Genomic DNA, 21,871 nt, shown 5'->3' on the forward strand with positions numbered 1-21,871 from the left:
TCAGTCCTTGTCACGCGGCCGCAGCCAGAACGGCGCCCCGCCGTCTCCACTGCCGCTACCTCCGCCACTGCCGCCACCACGACCGCTGTCCGACCGCCCCGGCAGCCACAACGGCGGCGCGTCGGACGATCGGGACGGCCGCTCGGCCGGACGGGGCGATTCGGATCGGGGTGCCCGCGTCGGCTCGGACCGAGGCCGCTGCTGCGGCGCCGACCGGCGCGAGGACGAACCCCCCGACGACGACCTGCCACCGCCACCGAAGAACCCACCGCCGAGGATGCCGCCACCGCCGCCAGAAGAACTCCCTCTGGACGCCGACGGCCGCGAGGCCCAACCACCCGAACGACCGCTGAACCACCCGCCTCCGCCGCCGCCTCCTCCTCCTGAAGAAGAAGCCCGGACGGGAGCCGGTGCCGGCGCGCTCGGCCGGGTCGTGGCCGGTGGTCGACTGAGATTGAGCGGCGGCGCGGCACCCGTGCGGGGCGGCGGGACGCCGGTCTTACGGCGGGCCGCCTGCTCGGGGTTCTCCAGCGGGGCCGGTTGACCGTTCGCACGGGCCCCGACGCGTTCCTCGCCGCGGACCTTGCCCTGGGCGACCCCGGCGGCCGCGGTGGCCGCCCCGCTCGCCCCACCGGTCGAACCGGCGATGGCGGCGTTGAGCATCGGCTCGGCCTTGCGAAGCCCCCAACGGCCCATCCGGGCCGCGGCGACCGGCGGCAGCGCCCCTGCGGCCCGCTGCAACGTCGGCGCCGTGGTGGCGTCGCCGAGCATGCGGGTGGCCAGGGTGGAGCCGCTCATCGAGGAGAACAGATGCTGGAACGGCCTGCGGTAGAAGAACACCGCCAGCGTCATCAGCGCCATGAACATGATCTGCATGCCCCATGGCAGTGGCGTGGAGATGATCAGGGCATAGCCGTACACGAGGACACCGAGCACGAGCGCGAGCACCGCCTGCCGCAGCAGCGTGCCGACGAGCATCTCCACCCAGCGCATGGCGATGATCCGCCCGGTGCCGGGATGGACGCCGATGAGCAGGAAGATGGGCCCCATGATCAGCAACAACAGGAAGCCGACCTTCAGCACCAGCAGCGACACCGCCACCAGGAAGATCAGCAACCCGGCGACCATGGCAGCGATGAACGCACCGATCGCCACCCCGAGCCTGCTGGTCCAGTCTTTGCCCTGGAGCAGGTAGAACGCCGGGCTGGTGCGCAGCGGGTTGGCGACCTCCTCCTCGTAGCGACGCTGGTGGGCGTCGGTACCGGCTGACTGCTGGGCCTGCTGCTCGGTGGCGTCGAGTGCCTGGGTGTCGAGCAGCTTGGCGCCATAAGCCGCCACGATCGGCGAGGCCGGGTCGGCGGTGCCGAAGTTGCCCATCAACCACGGCTTGCAGACCAGAGTCGACCAGAGCGCGTCGGCGTTCTGTTGCACGCCCGGTGTGCCCGGCTGGCCGTAGCCGCCGCCGGTGACCGGAGGCGCGGCCCCCGGGGTCGCCGCGGCTCCCGTCGCAGCACCAGCCGCGGCACCCAGCGCGCTGGCCGGCGGCGGCAGGCAGGACGCGCCACCCGCGCCGGGCAGGCCGGAGAAAGCGGAGTTCACGATCTCGGTGGTCTTGTCGGTGATCGTCTTGCCGACGTTCGTCAGGTCCTGGGGACGGCTGAAGAACCAGGTCGCGACGGTGACCGCGAGGACCATCCAGACGACCGCCTCGGCTGTCGTGGTGGCGCGTTTGCGCAGCAGGCCGTACCAGGCCAGCCAGATCGCCGCGATGATCACTATCGGCCGCAGGAACGGCCAGTACATCGCGTCGGCCAGGTTGGTCACGATGTCGTCGACGACGTTCTTGATCGGCAGCAGCGGGCCCTCGGTCGCGGCCGCTTCGTATGTCGTGATGGTCAGCCGGTCGACCGCCTTGGCCCACGAGAAGATCGCGTTGGCCCAGGCGTTGCCGATGACGGCCGCGACGTCGGAGCAGCCGAGTTCGTAGGTGTGCCAGAACTGGCCCGACATGCCGTAGTTCTCGTAGTTGGTCTTCAGCGCCTGGGCGGGCGCCTCGACATCCGCGCCGAGTCCTATCCCGACGCCGGTGCCGCCACCGGTGACGCCGTCGTCGGGCGGCGGGGGTTTGACGAGTCCGTCGACGCCTGAGCCCACCACCTCCGGCGACAGAGTGGAGGACATGTCACAGATCCCGTCGGCGTTGGCCACCGACGATCCGACGATGACCGGCGACGCCAAGAAGAACGTGACGAACACCAGCAGAAGCAGGGCGACCCTGCGTTTCACGAGCGCACCTCCTGCGCGACCCCCGAACGGCCCGAACCCACCTTGTCCTGCTCGATCTCATCCGGCTTGGAGTGCGTCGGATTGGTATCGAGCCAGCGCAGCAGCTCCTCGGAGATCAGGTCGACGCCGATCCGGCCCGCCCGACCATCGAGGTCGCGGAAGACGCACTCGCCGTTGCGCAGCGAGCGCAGCACGCCCTTGTGTTCCTCGTTCGGATCAACTCCCAGGAGCTCCAGTACGTGCTCCACCTCGACCCGTTCGGTCGAGCGGAAGGCGAAAACCGAGGAAAGGCAGTTGGTGACCTGCTCGTTCAGCAGGTCACCCGCGTTCTGGGACACCAGCACGAGTGCGGTGTTGCGCGACCGTCCCATCCGGGACACCTCGGGCACCAGCTTGGCGCCCTCGGGCGTGGAGGTGATCGCCCACGCCTCGTCCAGGAAGATCGCTTTGGGGGTACGTCTGTCGAGCCCGTTCATCAGCCGCCGGGCGAACTGGGAGACCAGGTAGAGCAGGGCGACCGAGAGCCGCTGCTCGTACGAGTAGTCGTCGCGCCCCGTCGCCACGTCGGGCAACGTGAGGCCGCCGAGGGTGAACACGGTCGTCCATCCCTCGGTGTCGATCTGATCGCCGCCGGAGGGGTCGAAGCAGAGCCGGGCAAGGTGCATTTCGGACATCGACCGCAGCACGGCGCCCAGGTTCTTCGACGCGGCGTCCTCCGACCGGTCGAGATGGTCGATGACCTTCCCGAGCGAGGGGTCGGGCTCGTTGGCGACGGCCGCGACGGCCTGCACCATGGCCGACTCGCGCTCCTCCGACATGCGCGGCAGCAGCAGCCGCAGCGTCTCGGTGGCCATCGTCTTCTTCGCGGCCAGGTCGTCGCCGAACGAGAACGGGTCGAGCAGCCCGGGAGCGGCCGACCCGAGCGGGATCGTCCGTGCCTGCCGCCCGCGTCGCCGTAGCAGCTGCACCATCGACTCGGCGTCGCCCTTCGGGTCGATCACGGCGATCGTGACCCCCCGCAGCGCCATCTGGTAGATCAGCAGCAGCGCCAGCGTGGTCTTGCCGCCGCCGGGCTCCCCGGTGATCGCGATGGCCGTCGGCCGGTTCTTGGTCGCCGCCACGAGCGGGTCGAAGTGCACGATGGAGCGTGCCCGGCCGAGGGTCTCGCCGATGTAGGGCCCCAGCCAGCCCGCCTCGTCGGAACGATCACCCAGGTCGACCGTGGCGGTCGCCATGCCGCCCGCGATGGTGCGCAGGGGCTGCCGCTGCGCGTAGGCGTTGACGCGGACCTTCTCGCCGGGCAGCGCCTCGCAGAACAGCGAGAACTGGTCGCCGGTGGAGTTGACGACGTCGATGCCCATGTCGCGGTAGTGCTCGATGACCGCCTCTACCCGCTGGACGCACATCTCCTCGGTCGGCGCGCTCACGCTCATGCGGTGCCAGCCGTAGACGAACGGGAGGCGTTCCTTGGTGATGCCGTGTTCGAGCATCCGGGCCGCGTCGATCTGCTCGGCCAGCGCCAGCGGCGCCTCGGCCCCGGCCTCGCGGATGTGTATGTCCATGTCACGCGCGTGCGCGAGCTTGCGGGCGACGTCTCGGGACGCGCGGACGGGAGAGATGAGCCGCATCCGGGAGGAGATCTCGACGGGGAACGGCAGCTGGTCGCTGAAGTGCATCCACGGCTCGCCGTCGGGGAACGCCATCAGGTCGGGGAACCGGGCGAACGACAGCTGGGCGACGTAGGAGTCACCGGCGGGCTGCTCGATCCGCAGCAGCTTGTGCCCGTTGTGGATCTGTCCCTCGACGAGCGCCTCGATCTCGCCCCGCCCCCACTTGCGCCGCTTGGACGCCGACGGCGGCGGATCGCCCAGCGCGCCGGACGCGGCGTGCTGGAACAGCCAGGCGACCTCGACGCTGGTGGCGTGGCGGGCGTAGAGCGACCCCGACGCCAGGGCCCGGCCGAGCCGTTCGGCCGCGTCGGTCCACTTGACGACTTCCTTCTCCGGTACGTGGTCGTCGTCGAGCCCGAGCCCCTTCTCGGTCTTCTGGTAGAAGCCGAAGAGCTGCGCGAGCACCCCCTCGCCGAGCTGGGTGCCACGCTGCCCGAGGCGGACCCCGAGGTAGACCTCCTTGGACCAGAAGTCCTTGGCCCAGACGTGCCGGTACATCTCCTCGAGGTAGTCGCGCCAGCCCGGCCCCTCGTCGGAGGTGGCGTTGAGGGCCATCGCCCATTCGGCCGCCGGATAGGTGCGGTGGGCCACCCGCAGGTGCACCTCGGCGTCGCTCATCCGGATCGCGGCCAGCGCGATCGTGATGTTGTTGGCGAGCGACTCGCGCTCTTCGGGGGTGAGGAACTCGTAGCTGACCGTCGGCAGCCGGAAGTAGGCCCAGGCCGCCGAGTCGGTGAGGAGGATGCGGTCGTCGAAGTAACGGACCGCCAGGCGACTGCGCGCCCGCGACGCCCTAGCCAACGAAACTCTCCCCTCTCGCCGTGGTCAATCCGCTCGCGACAACCCCGGCAAGGGCAACGTACGCCCTGCGGCCGCCGCTGCGAAGGTCATTGAGGTCGACTTGTCCTGGTTCGGCCAACTCGTCTTCCCACGGAACCCTCACGATCGCCCTGCATCTTCCGCGTGCGACCGTCTCGGCCCGTTCGACATCGGCCATGCTCCTTCTCGACACACCGTTGATGACGACGACGGCCCGGCGCCGCAGATCGGCGCAGCCGTGGCCGTCGAGCCAGTCGTAGGTCATGGCGACCGAGTCGGGTGCGTCGGCGCTGGCCGGCGCGACCAGCACGAGCTGGTCGGCGTAGGGCAGCAGCCTGGCGGCGAGCGCGGCGGCCGGGTCCATGAGAATGATCCGGTACTGCTGGTCAAGCAGCCGCATGGCCCGCGCGATGCGCTGGTCGGAGAACCACCCGCGATCGCCGATCCGCTGCTCGGCCCCGGGGTCGACGTCGGCGGCCAGCACGTCCAGCCCCGAGTCGGTCCGGGTCGTGTAGCCGCGCACGCGGGTCCCGACGCTGTCGACCGCCGTCAGGAACGAACTCAGCGTCTCGGTCGTCTCCGGGTTGATGCGCCCGGTGAGCCCGTCGCCCCCCGAGTTGGCGTCGACGGCGACGACGCCGTCCTCCCTGAGCCGGGCCAGCGAGTGCCCCAGCAGCAGCGTGGTCGTCGTCTGCCCCGCGCCACCGGTGCAGCCCAGCACGACGATGCGCCGGCTGCCGTTGATGGCCGTCCTGGCTCGATCCTCGTCGTTGTCGCCATCGGACCCCGCGACGACCTGCGACACCCGCCGCCACGTGGCCTCCGACCCGCGCTCGGCCGGAATGAACGGCGCGGGCGGCTGCCCCTTGCGCAGCCGCTCCTTCTGCCAGTCACCGGAGGGCGCCGGAGCCTCGGGCTCGACGGCGGAGTCGGCGGAGGCCGCCAGCCTGCGCAACCGACGCAACGCATCGGGCCGAATGGGCGGCGAGGAGACCTCCTCGCCGGCAGGCTGCTCAGGAGCCGGAGCGGGCACGGGGTGCTCCGGCTCCTGAGCGGGAGCCGGCACAGGGCGCTCCGCCGCGACCTCACGAACAGATTCGGCCGGACTCTCTTCCGCGACCGGCTCCACCCGCGCGGGCGGCACCGCGACATCGGGCTCCTTGGCGGCGGCATGCCTACCCCGTCGGACCGCCGCAGACTCTTCCTGTACGGGCTGGGGCACGCCCGATTCGCGCGCGCCTCGCCCAGCGCCTTCAGGGTGCTGCGCCTCGGCACGAACAGGCTCGGCAGACCTGTTCTCCACCTCGGGAACCACCGACCGCGAGACCTGGGACGACACCGTCTCAGCGTCAACCGGCGGACGCCCGCTCTTCGGAGCGGAGCGCGCAGGATCATCGGGCGTCACAGACCGAGCGCCGCTTCCCAACCGTGCCGACAAACCGGGCACTTCAGGCCGGGCCGTGCTTTCGGGAACCGGCCGTGCAGACAAACCGGGCGCCTCCGGCCGGACCGTGCTTTCCGGAACCGGCCGTGCAGGCACGTCAGGCGCTTCGGCATGTGACCTGCCGTCCGCAGCCGGATGTGCGGGAACGTCCCCTTGAGCCCTGGTCCCGCTCTCCGCGACCGGCCGCGCGGGAACCTCGGATCGCTGCGCGCTCCTCGGGACCGGGTGCGCGGGCAGGCCGGGCGCCTCGGGAGCCGGAGGAGTGGACGTGTCGAAAGTCCGGCGTCTGCGCCCGCCCTCCGCACCCGGGCGCGGAGAAGTGCCCGGTGCCCTGAACCGGGTCACGCTCTCACCGGCCGAAGACGCGGGCAGACCGGGCACCTCGGGCCGGATCTCGCTCTGGGGAGCCTGACGCGCGGACACATCGGGAACCGGCGACCCCGGCCCGCTCTCCGCAGCCGAGCGCAGGGGCATCCCGGGAGCCTGTGGCCGCAGCCCGCTCCCCGGAGCCGGACGCGCGGAAGCATCGGGCGCCTCGTGGCGGGGCTGGGTCTCCGGGGTCTTCTGCTGTGGCTTGTCCGACGGGTGGGCGAGGAACGCGGGTCGCAGCGGGTTGGTCGCGAACGGACGTGACGGGTCCTTGGCCGGACCGGCGGGCGAGTCGGACACCGGGCGGATCAGCCGGGGCGGCTGGCCGAACGACGCGGGGCGGCGGCGCTGCTCCGGGGAGTCGGTGAAAGCGGCGTGCTTGTCGTCCGGGTGGCCGATCAGGCGGCGGGCGGGTTCCTGGGACGCGTGGGCGGTGGTGGTCAGCGGCGGCTTCACGCGTATCGGGATCTCTTCGACCAGCGGCGTCGCGGCCGCAGCGGCGGCGGCCACTGCGGGGCGGACCGTGGCGCGCTGGGGCTCGGGGACGGTCTTGGGCTTCTTGACCCGGACGGTGCCGGCCCGCCAGACCTTGGCCTGGAAGGCGATCACGTCGGGCTCGCCGGACGGGGCGAGGCGGCACCACGTCTTGGGCTCGGAGAAGTAGCGGGCCTGCGACTGCATGAGTTCGGTCAGCCGCTTGTTCTCGATGACCGGACGAGTCGACAGCCAGGTCACGATTCCGGGCGGAACCAGATAGATGACGTGCCAGGGCGCGTCGAAGGGCAAACCGACCAGGTAGAGGAGAGCCCACCAGAAGGCGGAGACGCCGACGAAGACACCGATCCAGACGATGGGCAGCGGCATGGGCAGCCGCAGGTCGTAGAGCTTGTAAAGCCGCTTCTCAATTCGCCAGATATTGGTGTATGTAGGCAGGTCCACCCGATCCTCCTCTCCGCAACGTGCCAAAGGTCACTGGATGCCGAGCGCCCCCGCGATGGCCTTAGCCGTCACCTCGATGATGTTCGGCACATAGAAGATCACACCGATCGCGATCGCCAGGATGATGAACTGGACGAACCGCGTGATCTCCCTGGTGAAGAGGAAGAACAACGCCACGACCGACACGATCACCAGGAACAGCGGCGCGAAGAACCGGCGCAGGAACTCGGCCAGTCCTTCGGTGTTGAGCCCGGTGCCCGTCCCTGGCGCGGGGGACGGTGCGAGTGCGGTCACGGTCTCGACAATCGTTTGGAGAATCAATTCTCGCCCTCCCGGGGGTGTGGATCAGCGACGTCGTGGTCGTTCATGCGCTACCCCACGGACCGGCTCGCGCCCTGGACCCGCGCGACGAGCCATTTCTCGCCCTGCTTCTCCAGGCTGAGCTGGTAGGCCTGCTCCAGCAGCGCGGGCTGCGCGGCCGGATCGGCTGGGTCGGCGGTCGGCGCCGCGGCGGCCTCGCCCGCCGCGATCGACCAGGTGACCGTCACGGTGATCTCGCGGGCGGTCTCGCCGCCGAGCGGCGCGACCACGCTGGTGAGCTGGGCCAGGGTGAACTGGCCGCCGAGGCCCTCGATCGTGGCGCCGTCGGCCGCGTAGAGCTTCAGTTCGGCGGAGTTGCCGGAGGCGTAGGCCCGGAAGAACCCTTCGAGCGTCTGGCGCAGCTGGTCTTCGAGGCCCGCGTCGCGGTCGGGACCGGCGATGGCGGGCAGCCCGGCGGCTCCCCCGGACGGCAGCAACGCGGGCAGGCCGGACACGACGAACCGGCCGTCGGCCTGGTAGATCGGCACCGACAGCAGCCAGCGGCGCGCGCCCGACTGGAAACTCACCGTCACCCGCGCGTTGTTCGCGTCGGTGACCTCGATGGCCTGGAATTGAATGGCGCCGGCGGCGAAGCGGCCGAATCCATTCCAGCCGAATCGCCTTTCCGCCCCGTCGGCGAGAAAGTCGGTCAGCCGGATGTCACGCTGATCCGGATTCGTTCCGTCGAAATTCAGATAAACGGCGGCGAACTGATTCGCGAACGCCGCTCCCTGCTGCACCGGGAATCCGGAATCAGCGGGTGTGGACGGCGCGCCGGTGGCGCCCTGATTGGACGTGAAACGCTCGAACGGCGCCCGGATCCCGTTGACGAGGATCACCACGATGAGTGCCCAAAGTACGGCCCGGCCGGTCCAGACGAGCCAGCGGCCCCCGCCGCCACTCCAGCCCCTGCGCCGCATCGGCTCCCGTTCAGGCAACGGCGGATCCGTAGGAGGGTATGACTCTGGGTCGCCAGCGATCCGAGGATCCTGCTGGACGGTTGACCTGCGAGCCATCACGCCTCCGCTCGCGCCGATCCCCCCGGCTGGCGCGGTGTCGTCTTACTCTCGATCCGGTTATCCATGTTGAAGTAATCACCTTAGCGTTCCCGCCAATTGTTCCAGGAAAGCCACGCCCATGCTGCGGGCATCGCCCTAACCGGCCAAACCGAGTGTGCATGACACCGAGAGTGTCCGAACCGGCATGGATGACTACATAACGATGTCTTCGCAGGCCACTACGGCAAAATGTAACCCGCGAGCCATCCAGAGGTAACCAAACGGCTCTGACACTCAGTCCGGCGTCTTGCACTTGTAGTAGAACCCGACCATGCCTGTGATCATCTTAGTGGTCGCCCTCACGCTGGGGGCGGGGTTCGGCGCGCTGACGTCGCTGGCCAACGCCCTTTCCGCCGAGTCGGCCGACCTGGGCAGCCGGGAGTACACCACCAGCGGCTGGTCGGTCCCCGAGATCATGGCCGTCATCCTCGACTCGGGCTGGGCCTGGGCCGGACTGGCCATCACCGCCGGCTGGCTGCTGACTCGGGGAACACCGGGAAGCCCGTTCCCGACCGACGCGGCGGCGGCCGGTTCGCGTCCGCGGGGGAAGCCGTCCGGCCGCTCGTGGCCGCCGCCTCGTGCGGACATCATCTGGGGCGCCGTCGTGGGGCCGGTCGCGCTGCTCGCCGCCACCGCGGCCTACGCGCTCGTCGACACCGCGCGCAGCGGCGCGCCGCTGTCGGACTGGATCCACTCCGAGCCCTCCATCTGGTGGATCGCCGCCGTGGTCTTCGGGGCGCCGCTGGGGGTCGTGGGCGCCTGCGTCCACCTGCCGGGAGTGGCCGGTCTGCTGGCGAAGCTGACCCTGCCGGCGGGTGCGGCGGTGCAGATGGCCGTGCTGCCGCCCGGTCGCAACGAGGTCGTCCAGGACATCGGCCAGGCGGTCGTGTGGACGGCCGCCGCCCTGTTCGCCCTGTTCGTCATCGCCCGGACGGTACGGCGGGACCCCGCCCGCCGTTCCCCCGACCCGGCGTGAGGCGCCAGGCGACGTACAGGAGCACGAGGGCGAGCACCACCTCGATGCCGAGCCCCGTCCCCACCCCGACGGCGTCGCGCAGCGAGAAGTGGCCGAAGTGCCGGACGTGGAAGAGGAAGTGCGTGGCCGCGTAGACGAGATAGCCGGTCAGGGCCGACAGGACGACCCTGCCCTCCATCACCCAGGCGGCGTAGAAGAGCATGGCGGTCAGCGCGAGCCCGAGCCCGCCGACGTCGGAGAGCAGGTGCTCGTTGTACGGCGGATCGAGGCTCACCGTCGGGAAGTCGTCGTAGAAGGACCGGGGAAAGACGTACTGCCAGACCGAGACGACCGTCTGCAGTGCGGCCAGGGCGATGAGCCCGCCGCGCAACCACTTCTTCATGGGATTCACGCACAGATGACAGACGGCGCGGCGCGCTTCGTGACATGCGCCGATGTGACCCTGATCACGCGGAAGTCATGTCACGAACGTGCCCGTCCCCACAGTCATCCTCCTGTACGACGCCGAAACGGACGGGAGCAGACATGAAGATCGCAGTCGCCGGTGGTACCGGGGTGGTCGGGCGGCACGTGGTGGACACACTGCGGGCCCGCGGGCACGAGCCCGTGGTGCTGTCACGCGGGCGGGGCGTCGACCTGCTGAGCGGGTCGGGCCTGGACGCCGCGCTGACCGGGGCCGAGATCGTCGTCGACGTCAGCAATGTCACCACGACCAGCAGGTCGGTGGCGGTCGGCTTCTTCGACAGGGCCGGGCGCAACCTCAGCGAGGCGGCGCGGCGGGCCGGGGTGCGGCACCTGGTGACGCTGTCGATCGTGGGAATCGACCGGGTCAGGCTCGGCTACTACACGGGCAAGCTGCGGCAGGAGGAGATCGTCCGGGCGGGTGCGGTGCCGTGGACGATCCTGCGGGCCACCCAGTTCCACGAGTTCGCGGGCCAGTTCCTGAGCGGTGTGCCCGGCCCGATCGCGCTGCTGCCCTCCGGACAGGGGCAGCCCGTCGCCGCGCGCGAGGTGGCCGACCACCTCGTCGGCCTCGCGCTCGGAGGACCGGGCCGGATGGCCCCCGAACTGGCCGGCCCGCAGCTGGAGTCGCTGGCCGACATGGCCCGCCGCCTCATGGCCGCAGGGGGCGCCAGGAAGCGTCCCGTCCTGCCGGTGTACTTCCCCGGCGGAATGAGCAGCGGCGGCCCGCTGCCGACCGGCCCGGGACCACGCGGCACCCAGACCTTCGCCGACTGGCTCAAGGAGCGGCACTTCTGAGAACCGGCCGGAGGAGCGTGACTTCTGCTCCGGATTCCGGCCGGCCACTCCGAAGGCGTAACGGAAAAAGAAATACAGAACGACGCGACCCGCGCCGATGAATCAGACGTTGAACCGGAATTCCACCACGTCGCCGTCGCGCATCACGTATTCCTTGCCCTCGATGCGGGCCTTGCCGACCGAACGGGCGGCGGCGACCGAGCCGACCTCCGTCAGGTCGGCGAACGAGATCACCTCGGCCTTGATGAAGCCGCGCTGGAAGTCGGTGTGGATGACACCGGCCGCCTCGGGGGCCGTGGCGCCCTTCTTGATGGTCCAGGCCCTGGTCTCCTTCGGGCCGGCCGTCAGGTAGGTCTGCAGGCCGAGGGTCTCGAAGCCCACGCGCGCGAGCTGGGCCAGGCCCGACTCGGCCTGGCCGACCGACTGGAGCAGTTCCAGGGCCTCCTCGTCGGACAGCTCGACCAGCTCCGACTCGATCTTCGCGTCGAGGAAGACCGCTTCCGCGGGGGCCACGATGGCCGACAGGCGGGCGCGGAGGTCGTCGTCGATGAGTTCGTCGGCGTCGAGGTTGAAGACGTAGAGGAACGGCTTGGCCGTCAGCAGGTGGAGCTCGCGCAGGTCGGTCAGGTCGAAGCCGGACGCGTAGAGCGTCGTGCCCTGGTCGAGGATCTTGAAAGCGGCCTCGGCGGCGTCGAGGACGGCCTTGCGGTCCTTCTGGGTGCGGGACTCCTTCTGGAGACGCGGGATCGCCTTCTCGATGGTCTGCATGTCGGCGAGGATCAGCTCGGTGTTGATCGTCTCGATGTCGCGGCCGGGCTCGACGCCGCCGTCGACGTGGGTCACGTCGGGGTCGTTGAACACCCGGATGACCTGGCAGATCGCGTCGGTCTCACGGATGTTGGCGAGGAACTGGTTGCCCCGGCCCTGGCCTTCGGACGCGCCCTTGACCAGCCCGGCGATGTCGACGAACTCGACCTTGGCGGGCAGGATCTTCGCCGAGTCGTAGATCTTCGCGAGCTTGGCGAGCCGGTCGTCGGGCACGCCCACGATGCCGACGTTGGGCTCGATCGTGGCGAACGGATAGTTGGCCGCGAGTGCGTTGGCGCTCTTGGTCAGCGCGTTGAAGAGGGTGCTCTTGCCGACGTTGGGGAGGCCGACGATCCCGATGCTCAGGCTCACGGAATTCGAGTCTATTGGAATCCGGTACGCCGCTCGCCAAACCCGCTCGCAGGCAAACTCTGGGTCGTGGCGGGGTATGCGGAGGGCGAGCCTCCCTCTACCGCACGGAAAAGCCTGGGATCATCCTGGACGTGGATGTCCTGGCTCTCGCTCTCCAATTGCTGGTGGGCCTGGCGGCCGGGCTCGCCATCGGGTTCGTCATCGGGCGCGCCCGGTCGGCGGGCGCGAACGCCGAGGCCGCCGTCAAGCTCGCCGACGCCGAAGCGCGCGCCCGGGCGGCCGAAGCCAAGGTGGTGTACGTCGAGGAGCAACTCGCCGAACGCTTCCAGGCTCTGTCGGCCCGCGCCCTCGACGTCAACAACCTGCGCTTCCTCGAACTCGCCGAGAACCGCCTGAACACCACCCGCGCGGAGGCGGCGGGCGATCTCGACCTGCGGCGCGAAGCCGTGGAGAACCTCGTCACCCCGCTCCGCGAAACCCTGTCCAAGGTCGAAGACCAGCTCCGCGAGAGTGAATCGGGCGCCCGCGTGGCCCGCGCGGAGCTCACCCAGCAGATGGAGTTCGTCCGGCACAGCTCCGAGCAGCTCAGGAGCCAGACGACCGCGCTGGTCCGCGCGCTGCAGCGGCCCGAGGCCCGGGGCCGGTGGGGTGAGATGCAGCTGCGGCGGGTCGCCGAGATCGCCGGCATGGCCCGGTTCTGCGACTTCGACGAGCAGGTCACCGCGGCGACCCCCGACGGCCCGGTCCGGCCCGACATGATCGTCAGGCTGAGCGGCGGCAAGAACATCGTCGTCGACTCGAAGGTGTCGCTGGCGGCCTATCTGGAGGCCTCCGAGGCCGGTGACCCCGACCTGATAGGGGCCCGGTTAGACGCGCACGCCCGCCATCTGCGGGAACATGTCGACCGGCTGGCGGCCAAGACCTACTGGCAGGCGTTCGGCCCCTCGCCCGAGTTCATGGTGCTGTTCATCCCCGGCGAGGCGTTCCTGGGGCCCGCGCTGGAGCGCGACCCCGCACTGCTCGAATACGCGATGAACCGGCGGGTCCACATCGCCACCCCCACCACGTTGATCACCATGTTGCGCACGGCCAGCTACGCCTGGCAGCAGGCGGCGCTCAGTGAGAACGCCAAGGCCGTGTTCGACCTCGGCAAGGAGTTGTACGACCGGCTCGGCGTTCTCGGCCGACAGGTCGACGGCCTGGGAAGATCATTGTCGCGGGCCGTGACGGCGTACAACAGGACGGTCGGCTCTCTCGAGAGCCGCGTGCTGGTGAGCGCCAGAAGGATGACCGACCTCGGTCTGGTCGACACGCCTCTGCCGGCTCCACAGCTGGTGGAGGAGTCGCCACGCCCGCTGTCGATGCCCGAGCTCGTCGGGGACGACCCCGGATTCGACGGTAGTTTGAGCCACCAAGGAGGGGGGCCGGAGAGATGAAGGTGACCGCACGCGGCGCCATCACGCTGCTGTTCTTCGTCTGCCTGCTCGGCCAGTTCATCCTCGCCGGGCCGGTGTTCGTCGTGGGGGTGCTGGCGGCGATCTGGCTGGTGAACCCGCGCGACCTGCTGACGCTGGTCGTCTCCCCGCCACTGGTCTTCTTCGTGTCGGCTTTCATCGTGGAGACCCTGAGCGCGCTGGGCGCCGACTCGGCCCTGCAGTCGCTGGGCCTGGGCATGTTCACGACCCTGTCGGCCGCCGCGCCGTGGCTGTTCGCCGGCAGCGCGCTGGCGTTGGGCCTGGCCTGGTATCGGGGCCTGCCCCAGAGCGTGAAGGCCACCCGCGAGGACATGCGCAACCGGGTCCCGGCCCCGCGCAAGAGCAAGGAGTTCGACGCCGAACCCGAAGGCTATTTCGAGCCGAAGGTGTACGGGACCGCGCAGGAAGAGCGCCCCCAGGCTTGAGAAAGCCCACCCGCCCGAAAATTCGGACAGGGTGGGCCTCGTGTCAGTGTCAGGCCTTCGGGCGAAGGTCCTTGCGGAGTTCGTGGGGCAGGGCGAAGCGCATGTGCTCCTTGACCGACTCGATCTCCTCCACGTCGCCGAACCCGGCGGCGGCGAGCTTGGCCAGCACGCCCTCGACCAGGATCTCCGGCACCGACGCGCCGCTCGTCACGCCGACGGTGGTGACCCCGTCGAGCCAGGCGGGATCCATGAACGAGGCGTCGTCGACGAGGTAGGAGGCGTCGGCGCCGTAGTCGAGGGCCACCTCGACCAACCTCTTGGAGTTGGACGAGTTCTCCGAGCCCACCACGATCACGAGCTCGGCCAGGGCGGCGATCTCCTTCACCGCCGTCTGCCGGTTGGACGTGGCGTAACAGATGTCGTCGCTCGGCGGGTCGATCAGGCCGGGGAACTTGTTCTTGAGCCGGTTGACCGTCTCGGTGGTCTCGTCGACCGAGAGGGTCGTCTGGGACAGCCACACGACCTTCGACGGGTCGCGCACCTCCACCTTCTCGACGCCTTCGAGGCCGTCGACCAGGCGGACGTGGTCGGGCGCCTCACCGGCGGTGCCCTCGACCTCTTCGTGGCCCTCGTGGCCGATCAGGAGGATGTCGTAGTCCTGGGCGGCGAAGCGTTTGGCCTCGTTGTGGACCTTGGTGACGAGGGGGCAGGTGGCGTCGACGGTCTTCAGGTTGCGCTGCGCGGCCTCCTGGTGGACGGCCGGCGAGACGCCGTGGGCCGAGAACACGACGATCGCGCCCTCGGGGACTTCTTCGGTCTGGTCGACGAAGATCGCACCGCGCTCTTCGAGGGTCTTGACGACGAACGTGTTGTGGACGATCTGCTTGCGCACGTAGATCGGCGCGCCGTACTGCGCCAGTGCCCGCTCCACCGCCTCCACGGCCCGGTCGACGCCGGCGCAGTAGCCGCGCGGCTTCGCCACCAGGACACGACGGCGATCTGTAATGGTCGCGGGGGTCTGTGACGTCATGGTCTCATGCTACGTGGATGGTCTGCAGTGGCTTGACCTCCACCCGCGACAGTCTTGCCAGACTGCGACATCAACGAAATATCTCCTGGGAGCTGCCCATGTCCCTCTTGCGAACGATCACCAAACCCATTCGCGAGGCGTATAACAACCGTGACGAAATAGCACAGAAGGTGAAAGACCTCCCCATGCTGGCGCTCCAAGGTGCGCTCAGTGGTGTGGGGCAGGCCCTCCTTCTGGGCGACCGCGTCCGCACCACCCTGAAGCGCGCCGGCGGTGGTTCCTCGGGCGAGCCCGTCGAGGATTCGTCCCGCCCCGGTGTGAAATCCGTCTCAGACATCGTGGTCGAGGGAGAAGATCGGCCCCGCCGCGAGCCGGTCATCTTCGCTCCCCGTCCCAAGGCCGACAAGCCCGAACCGGTCATCTTCCAGCCCGGCGCCGGCGGCCCCAAGGGCGACCGCCTGGTCGCCTCCGGCACGAAGGAACCCGTGACCGGCGCGACGGCTGACGCGAACGGTTCGGCGACCGCCACCGGGGCAACGGCCAAGGATGAGAACGAGACCGACCTCCCCGCGAACCGCGCGGAGGAGAACGTGACCGACACCGCCACGCCCACCCACCGGGCCACCGACCCGGTCGAACCCGCCCCTGTCGAATCCACCCCTGTCGAGCCCGCCGCCGACGCGCGGACCTCGGCCGACGACAGCGCCTCGCCAGCCTCGAAGGGTTCCGCAGAGGACGAGGTCGCCGAGACCGCCACCCACCCCGCCACCGACCCCGACGCCACCCCCGAGGCCGCCGAGAGCGCCAAGGCCGAGCAGGAGGACAAGCCCGCCCCCAGCGTCGCGGAGGCCGAGAAGGCCGCCGAGCCCCAGGGCCAGAACACCACCGAGCCCTCGTCGGATCCCACGCTGGCCAGCGAGCCCGCCGTTCCGTCGAAGATCCCGCCGACCCCCAAGCCCGCCAGGAAGACCCCCGGCGTCCCCGTCACCGACGAGGCCGTTCAGGAGATCCCCGCCGGTCACGTCGAGGAGGCCCCCGCCAGGGACCTGCCCGCCGAGCCCATCCCCGGCTACGCCGACCTCACCTTCGCCTCCCTCCGGGCGCGGATGCGCGGCCGGTCGAAGGAGGAGATCCAGAACTGGATCGACTACGAGAAGGCGAGCACGGCGCGCGCCGAAGTCATCCGAATGTTCGAGAACCGGCTGGCCAAGCTGGAAAGCTGAGCAGGTGAGCGCGAAGACCTCCCCCGAAGCACCCCTGCCCGTCAGGTCCGTGCTGCAGATGGTCGCCCAGTGGATCGGGAAGCTCGGCACGGTCTGGATCGAAGGCCAGATCACCGAGCTGACCGCCCGGGGCGGCACGGTGTTCATGACGCTGCGAGACCCGGTGGCCAACGTGTCGGCCCGGGTGACGTGCGCCAGGAACGTCTACGAGTCGAGCCTCCCGCGCCCGGTCGACGGCGCGCGGGTGGTGGTGCACGTCAAGGCCGACTTCTGGGTCAACCGGGGGTCGTTCGCGTTCACCGCCCTGGAGATCCGGCCCGTCGGGGTCGGTGAGCTGCTGGCCCGGCTGGAGCGGTTGCGGCAGGTGCTGGCCGCCGAGGGCGTGTTCAACAACGACCGCAAGCGGCGGTTGCCGTTCCTGCCGGGGACCGTCGGGCTGATCTGCGGGCGCGACTCGGCGGCCGAACGCGACGTGCTGGAGAACGCCCGCAGGCGCTGGCCCGCGGTCCGCTTCAAGGTCGAGCAGGTCGCGGTGCAGGGCGGGCTGGCGGTCGCGGAGGTGACCGACGCGCTGCACCGGCTCGACGCCGACCGCGAGGTCGACGTGATCATCATCGCGCGGGGCGGCGGGTCGCTGGAGGACCTGCTGCCCTTCTCCGACGAGTCGCTGGTCCGGGCGGTCGCGGCGTGCCGCACCCCCGTGGTCAGCGCGATCGGGCACGAGCAGGACTCGCCGCTGCTCGACCTGGTGGCCGACCTGCGGGCGTCCACCCCCACCGACGCGGCCAAGAAGGTCGTGCCGGATGTGGGCGAGCAGCTCGCCCTCGTGCACCAGCTGCGCGATCGGGGGCGGCGGGTCGTCGGGGGGTGGCTGGAGCGCGAGCTCGCCTGGGTGCACTCGGTGCGGTCACGGCCGTCGCTGGCCGATCCCGTACGCGAGATCGAACGCCGCGCCGAGCAGGTCGACCAGCTGAGAGACCGCGCCAGGCGGGTGCTCGACCACTCGCTGCACCGCAGCTCAGACGGGCTGGAGCACCTGCGGGCCCAGCTCGTGGCGCTGTCCCCTGCAGCCACGCTCGAACGCGGCTACGCGATCGTGCAGAAGCCTTCGGGTGAGGTGGTCAGGAAGGCCGCCGATCTCTCCGAAGGCGAGGAGCTCACCGTCAGGTTCCCCGACAATCGGGTCGGGGTCGAGGTCACCGGCCTCTAGGGTGGGCAGCGTGGCTGACGAGAAGACGCCGTCCTACGAGAAGGCGCGCGAGGAGCTGACCGAGGTGGTGCGCCGCCTGGAAGCGGGCGGCCTGACCCTGGAGCAGTCGATCGAACTGTGGGAACGCGGCGAGAAACTGGCCGCGATCTGCGAGAGCTGGCTCCAGGGCGCCCGGGTCAAACTGGCCGCCGCCATGGCCGAACGCCGCCCCGAACCCGCTTCCGACGAGGCGCCGTTCTAGACCTTCCGCTCGACCAGGCTGGCCGCGAGGGCGCTGAGCTCCGGCCAGTCGGCCGAGCCGGTCACGATGACCGTGTGGCCGTCGAGGACGCGTACGAGAGATCTCTGGTTCTTGTCTTCCCGGAAGCGCTTCTCCCAGGTCGTGCCGTTGATCACTTCGGTGCCGGCCGAGGTCTCGGTGTTGGCCATGCGGTTGGCGAAGCCGGCCAGGGGCTGTTCGTTGCTCTGGGCCAGCATGGCGTGCATGCGCTTGCCGGTGGCGAAGCCCAGGCGCCAGGTCACCACACCCTTGGTGTTGGTGAGGTTCGAGCTGGTCGGGATCCAGTTGGGCTGGACCGGCTCGGGCACCTCGACGGAGAACCCGGCCTCGCCGGCCACGCGGGCGGCGACCTTGGCATCGTAGGCGAACTCGATGCGCGGGATGTGCTCGGTCCGGCTCTGCGGCGTGACCAGCAGGAACAGCCCCACGCCGGCGAAGCAGACGAGCAGCGCGAAGGCGTAGCCGTAGAGACCTTGGGTGAACTTGCGCACGGTCAACGAGACTACCGGCTCCGGTCAGGGGTTCCTGATCCGGCCGATGATGTCGATGGCCTGATCGGCCATCAGCCGGGCCGCGTCGAGGTCGGCCGACAGGGTCAGTTCCTGGACGACCGCCGCCAGCGCCCCCGTGATCACCACCACCAGCGCGTCTTCGTGCTCGAAGAGTGAGGCGTTGCGGCGGGCCCAGGTGCGCAGCCGTTCGCGGATGACGACCTCGAACCCGGGCGGCCCGTCGCCGCGCAGGAACAGCGCCGCCAGGTCGCGTTCCTGGACGCATCCGTCGAGGTAGGCCCGCGCCCCGGCCAGGAACAGCTTCATCGGCTCCGTCTCCCCCTGGGAGCGGACCTCCTGGACGGCGGTCTTGGTGCGCTGCCCCTGCCGGTCCTGGAACTCCTCGAACAGCGCCCGGTAGAGGTCGGCCTTGCCCGAGAAGTGGTGGTAGAGGCTGCCGACGCTGGCCCCGGCCCGCTGGACCACCTCGGTGACCCCAGCTTCGGCGAACCCCTGTGTGATGAAGACGTCGCGGGCGGCGTCGAGGAGGGCCACCCGGGTCGCCGCGCCACGCTCCGAGGTGCCCCGGACGGTCTCCTTTGTGCTGTCGCCGCTCATGCAGGCGAGATTATCGATGGAGCCGGGCGGTGTGGCACGACTCACGCAGAATCAACCGGCGATACCGGGTAAGGCTGTGTCATGAACTCAGATCAGTCCGTGCCCCCACCTCTTGCGACCGAGCACCGTGCCCCTGACCGCAACCTGGCCCTTGAGCTGGTCCGGGTGACGGAGGCGGCGGCGATGGCCAGCGCCCGCTGGGTCGGCCGGGGCGACAAGAACGGCGCCGACGGGGCCGCCGTCAGCGCCATGCGCCAGTTGATCAACACGGTGTCGATGCGCGGCGTGGTGGTGATCGGTGAGGGCGAGAAGGACCAGGCCCCGATGCTCTTCAACGGCGAGGAGGTCGGCGACGGCAGCGGTCCGCAGTGCGACGTCGCGGTCGACCCGATCGACGGCACGCGCCTGTGCGCCCTGGGCATGAACAACGCCATCTCGGTGATCGCGGTGAGCCCCCGGGGTTCCATGTACGACTCCAGCGCCGTCTTCTACATGGAGAAGCTCGTCACGGGCGCCGAGGCGGCGGACGTCGTCGACATCGAGGCGCCGGTGGCCCACAACGTGGCCGCGGTGGCCAAGGCGAAGGGCGGCAAGGCCTCCGACGTGACCGTGGTCATCCTCGACCGGACCCGCCACGAGAAGATGGTGCAGGAGGTCCGGGAGACCGGCGCCCGGATCAAGTTCATCACCGACGGCGACGTCGCGGGCGCGATCATGGCGGCCCAGCCGGGCACCGGCGTCGACCTGATGCTGGGCATCGGCGGCACCCCCGAGGGCACCGTCGCGGCCTGCGCGATGAAGTGCCTGGGCGGCACCATCCAGGGCAAGCTGTGGCCCCAGGACGACGCCGAGCGCCGCCGGGCCCTCGACGCCGGCCTCGACCTCGACCGGGTGCTCCACACCAACGACCTGGTGAGCTCCGACGACGTGTTCTTCGCCGCCACCGGCGTGACCGACGGCGAACTGATGAACGGTGTCCGCTACCAGGGCGGCCGGCACACCCGGGGCGGCGTGGCGCACACCCACTCCCTGGTCATGCGCGGCCGGTCGGGCACGATCCGGCGGATCGAGAGCGAACACCAGCTCTGGAAGCTGGGCGCCTACAGCGCCATCAACTTCGACACCGCTCTCTAACGCCGCCAGCCCTTCTTGGGCGGCTTGGGGGACTTGGCGATCACGCGCCCGCCCCAGACGTATCCGGCCAGTTCGATGACCGGGCAGTCGGGGTCGGCGGGTGGTCGCGTGTGGTCCTTGAACTGGGTGACCCGGGCGCCGGGGGCGACGACGACGCGTACACCCTCGGGAACGGTCATGTTGACCGTCCCGGCCACCACGGCGAGCTGCACCACGATCCGGCGCGACTGCAGCAGCGCGTCGCGCAGATCGAGATCGACCTTGCCCCCGATCGAGCTGACCGGCACGGTCGACGGCACCACCCAGCGGCCGCCCCGCGACTCGTTCCGGAACACGGCCGCGACGGGCCTGCTGTGCAGGGCGATCGGCTGCTGGTCGGGCGGCAGCAGATCCCGGGTGAGCCCGATCAGGTCGCCGAGGGTCCGGGCTTTGTAGGCGGCGTCGATCCGCTCCTCGTGTTCGAGGCGGGACAGCCGCCCGTCGGCCATGGCGTCGGTGAGCACGGAGATGACCCGCTCACGATCGGCGTCGGAGGCACGCAACTCCTCGGGCCGTGGACCGGAGGAACCCTCCCTGGGGGTGACCAGGGCGGCGATCCACTCACGGAAGTCGTTACTCACCCTTCGAAGATTACGGGGTGAGCGCCGATTTCCCACCCGGGAGAGACCCGGATCCATGACTCCGGGTTCCCTCACCCCTTTTCCGTTCGAAGACGGCGACTTCCCCCCTTCAAAAACGCAGCCGACAAGCCTTTTCCGTTACGGCTCCGCCTGGTCGGCACCGCCCATCGCCCCGGCCCGCGCCGTACCGGCGCCAACCGGCCGCGCCGGTCACCCGCCATAACGAGGTCCACGTTCGGCATTCCGACTTCTACCAGCCCCGCCTGTACAGAAATTTCAGTACATGCGCTTCCTCAAGCACCTCGGAAGTCTCACATTCCGCCGGCAGGGGCCCAGGGTCATCCCCGACTCCCCTCTCGGGGGTCTCGTGCGCAGGAAGGAGAACCGGTTCAGCTTTCCGGGCGATTCCGGCAAAGGTTATGAACGCGACGCTGAACCTATGAATCCGCGCATCGCCTTCATCGGCGCGCCACTCCTCACCTTCGCCTACGGAGCCATCCGTCTCCTGAGCGAGCACGGCCCCGGTCTGGCTTGGACCACGGGCCATCTCGCCTTCCTGGTCGCCCTCGGCCTCTACGCCGTCGTACTGCTCCATCTCGACCGGCACACCCACACCGGCTTCACGGTCCTCGGTTTCCTCGGCCTGGCCGCGTTCGCCGCGCAGTTCCTCATCGACCTCGTGGTCGGGTTCATGTCCGCCGACCGCACGGAGATGAGTGACCTGTTCGGCCAGGTCTACGACGTGCCGGGGCTGGAGGTGGTCGTGCAGATCGCGGGTCCGCCGCTCTTCTACGTCGCCCTGTTCGCCATGCTGACCCACCTCGCGATCAAGCGCCTGGTTCCCTACTGGATCCCGGTGGCCGTGCTGGTGGCGAGCCTGCTCCCGGTAATCAATCTCGACCTGCTGCCGATCTCGGCGGCGATCATCCTGGTTGCCTTCTCGATGACCGTACGAGAGATTGTTGACCTGGAACCGGCCCGCCCCTAGCCTGAGCGAAAATCTGA

Annotated in this window: 20 protein-coding genes; 9 read left to right on the plus strand and 11 right to left on the minus strand. The window is 69.8% G+C overall.

Annotation, left to right across the window (positions count from 1 at the left end):
- The 5 genes from AW272_RS45740 to AW272_RS28425 all read right to left on the minus strand — a co-directional run bounded on the left by AW272_RS45740 (position 1) and on the right by AW272_RS28425 (position 8,825).
- Positions 1 to 2,286: a type IV secretion system protein gene (locus tag AW272_RS45740; RefSeq protein WP_066371508.1), complete on the minus strand. Its 2,286-nt coding sequence runs from the start codon at positions 2,284 to 2,286 to the stop codon at positions 1 to 3.
- Positions 2,283 to 4,757, minus strand: a complete 2,475-nt coding sequence (locus tag AW272_RS28410) for an ATP-binding protein (protein WP_066371509.1) — start codon at positions 4,755 to 4,757, stop codon at positions 2,283 to 2,285. The genes AW272_RS45740 and AW272_RS28410 overlap by 4 nt, the downstream gene beginning before the upstream one ends.
- Positions 4,750 to 7,527 (minus strand): TcpE family conjugal transfer membrane protein, encoded by a 2,778-nt coding sequence (locus AW272_RS28415; RefSeq protein ID WP_066371511.1) that lies wholly within the window; start codon positions 7,525 to 7,527, stop codon positions 4,750 to 4,752. The genes AW272_RS28410 and AW272_RS28415 overlap by 8 nt, the downstream gene beginning before the upstream one ends.
- Positions 7,528 to 7,557: 30 nt before the next feature.
- On the minus strand, positions 7,558 to 7,821 hold the full coding sequence (locus AW272_RS28420; RefSeq protein WP_232320587.1) for a hypothetical protein: 264 nt from the start codon (positions 7,819 to 7,821) through the stop codon (positions 7,558 to 7,560).
- A 77-nt stretch (positions 7,822 to 7,898) separates the two neighbouring features.
- Complete coding sequence (locus AW272_RS28425) at positions 7,899 to 8,825, minus strand: conjugal transfer protein (RefSeq protein ID WP_245657761.1); 927 nt, start codon at positions 8,823 to 8,825, stop codon at positions 7,899 to 7,901.
- A gap of 391 nt (positions 8,826 to 9,216) precedes the next feature.
- On the opposite strand from AW272_RS28425, the gene AW272_RS28430 reads away from it, so the two are divergent.
- Positions 9,217 to 9,921 (plus strand): hypothetical protein, encoded by a 705-nt coding sequence (locus AW272_RS28430; protein ID WP_066371516.1) that lies wholly within the window; start codon positions 9,217 to 9,219, stop codon positions 9,919 to 9,921.
- On the opposite strand, the gene AW272_RS28435 is transcribed toward AW272_RS28430, so the two are convergent.
- Entirely contained in the window at positions 9,866 to 10,312 is a 447-nt protein-coding gene (locus tag AW272_RS28435; RefSeq protein WP_218011105.1) for a hypothetical protein, read from the minus strand. The genes AW272_RS28430 and AW272_RS28435 overlap by 56 nt on opposite strands.
- A gap of 134 nt (positions 10,313 to 10,446) precedes the next feature.
- Between AW272_RS28435 and AW272_RS28440 the strand changes: the two genes are divergently transcribed.
- Complete coding sequence (locus tag AW272_RS28440) at positions 10,447 to 11,181, plus strand: SDR family oxidoreductase (protein WP_066371518.1); 735 nt, start codon at positions 10,447 to 10,449, stop codon at positions 11,179 to 11,181.
- 102 nt (positions 11,182 to 11,283) lie between these two features.
- Here the strand turns inward: AW272_RS28440 and ychF are convergent, their stop codons facing one another.
- On the minus strand, positions 11,284 to 12,360 hold the full coding sequence (ychF, locus tag AW272_RS28445) for a redox-regulated ATPase YchF (RefSeq protein ID WP_066371521.1): 1,077 nt from the start codon (positions 12,358 to 12,360) through the stop codon (positions 11,284 to 11,286).
- Positions 12,361 to 12,491: 131 nt separating this feature from the next.
- Here ychF and AW272_RS28450 point away from each other — a divergent pair, with 131 nt between their 5' ends.
- Both AW272_RS28450 and AW272_RS28455 read left to right on the plus strand, forming a co-directional pair.
- Positions 12,492 to 13,796, plus strand: a complete 1,305-nt coding sequence (locus tag AW272_RS28450; RefSeq protein ID WP_083958757.1) for a DNA recombination protein RmuC — start codon at positions 12,492 to 12,494, stop codon at positions 13,794 to 13,796.
- Positions 13,793 to 14,260: a DUF6542 domain-containing protein gene (locus AW272_RS28455; RefSeq protein ID WP_066371522.1), complete on the plus strand. Its 468-nt coding sequence runs from the start codon at positions 13,793 to 13,795 to the stop codon at positions 14,258 to 14,260. Before AW272_RS28450 ends, AW272_RS28455 begins: the two co-directional genes overlap by 4 nt.
- Positions 14,261 to 14,309: 49 nt before the next feature.
- Here the strand turns inward: AW272_RS28455 and AW272_RS28460 are convergent, their stop codons facing one another.
- Positions 14,310 to 15,290, minus strand: coding sequence for a 4-hydroxy-3-methylbut-2-enyl diphosphate reductase (locus tag AW272_RS28460; protein WP_066371524.1), 981 nt, complete (start codon positions 15,288 to 15,290; stop codon positions 14,310 to 14,312).
- A 98-nt stretch (positions 15,291 to 15,388) separates the two neighbouring features.
- Between AW272_RS28460 and AW272_RS28465 the strand changes: the two genes are divergently transcribed.
- Genes AW272_RS28465 through AW272_RS28475 form a run of 3 tightly spaced genes read left to right on the plus strand, consistent with a single transcriptional unit; the run spans position 15,389 to position 17,964 of the window.
- Positions 15,389 to 16,513 carry a DUF8129 domain-containing protein gene (locus tag AW272_RS28465; RefSeq protein WP_157518846.1) on the plus strand — a complete coding sequence of 375 codons (1,125 nt, stop codon included), beginning with the start codon at positions 15,389 to 15,391 and terminating at the stop codon, positions 16,511 to 16,513.
- Positions 16,514 to 16,517: 4 nt separating this feature from the next.
- Positions 16,518 to 17,723 (plus strand): exodeoxyribonuclease VII large subunit, encoded by a 1,206-nt coding sequence (gene xseA / locus AW272_RS28470; protein ID WP_083958758.1) that lies wholly within the window; start codon positions 16,518 to 16,520, stop codon positions 17,721 to 17,723.
- A gap of 10 nt (positions 17,724 to 17,733) precedes the next feature.
- Positions 17,734 to 17,964: an exodeoxyribonuclease VII small subunit gene (locus AW272_RS28475; protein WP_062346801.1), complete on the plus strand. Its 231-nt coding sequence runs from the start codon at positions 17,734 to 17,736 to the stop codon at positions 17,962 to 17,964.
- Here AW272_RS28475 and AW272_RS28480 read toward each other — a convergent pair.
- Positions 17,961 to 18,494, minus strand: coding sequence for a DUF4245 domain-containing protein (locus tag AW272_RS28480; RefSeq protein WP_066371948.1), 534 nt, complete (start codon positions 18,492 to 18,494; stop codon positions 17,961 to 17,963). The genes AW272_RS28475 and AW272_RS28480 overlap by 4 nt on opposite strands.
- Positions 18,495 to 18,518: 24 nt before the next feature.
- Positions 18,519 to 19,112: a TetR/AcrR family transcriptional regulator gene (locus tag AW272_RS28485; RefSeq protein ID WP_066371527.1), complete on the minus strand. Its 594-nt coding sequence runs from the start codon at positions 19,110 to 19,112 to the stop codon at positions 18,519 to 18,521.
- 81 nt (positions 19,113 to 19,193) lie between these two features.
- Between AW272_RS28485 and glpX the strand changes: the two genes are divergently transcribed.
- Positions 19,194 to 20,246, plus strand: a complete 1,053-nt coding sequence (gene glpX / locus AW272_RS28490; protein ID WP_066371529.1) for a class II fructose-bisphosphatase — start codon at positions 19,194 to 19,196, stop codon at positions 20,244 to 20,246.
- Here the strand turns inward: glpX and AW272_RS28495 are convergent.
- Positions 20,243 to 20,866 carry a DUF1707 SHOCT-like domain-containing protein gene (locus AW272_RS28495; RefSeq protein WP_245657762.1) on the minus strand — a complete coding sequence of 208 codons (624 nt, stop codon included), beginning with the start codon at positions 20,864 to 20,866 and terminating at the stop codon, positions 20,243 to 20,245. The two genes, glpX and AW272_RS28495, sit on opposite strands and share 4 nt — an antisense overlap.
- 439 nt (positions 20,867 to 21,305) lie before the next feature.
- Between AW272_RS28495 and AW272_RS28500 the strand changes: the two genes are divergently transcribed.
- Positions 21,306 to 21,854, plus strand: a complete 549-nt coding sequence (locus tag AW272_RS28500) for a hypothetical protein (RefSeq protein WP_066371532.1) — start codon at positions 21,306 to 21,308, stop codon at positions 21,852 to 21,854.
- Positions 21,855 to 21,871 lie beyond the last annotated feature (17 nt).

The organism is Herbidospora mongoliensis, from assembly GCF_001570545.1.
GTDB lineage: Bacteria > Actinomycetota > Actinomycetes > Streptosporangiales > Streptosporangiaceae > Herbidospora > Herbidospora mongoliensis.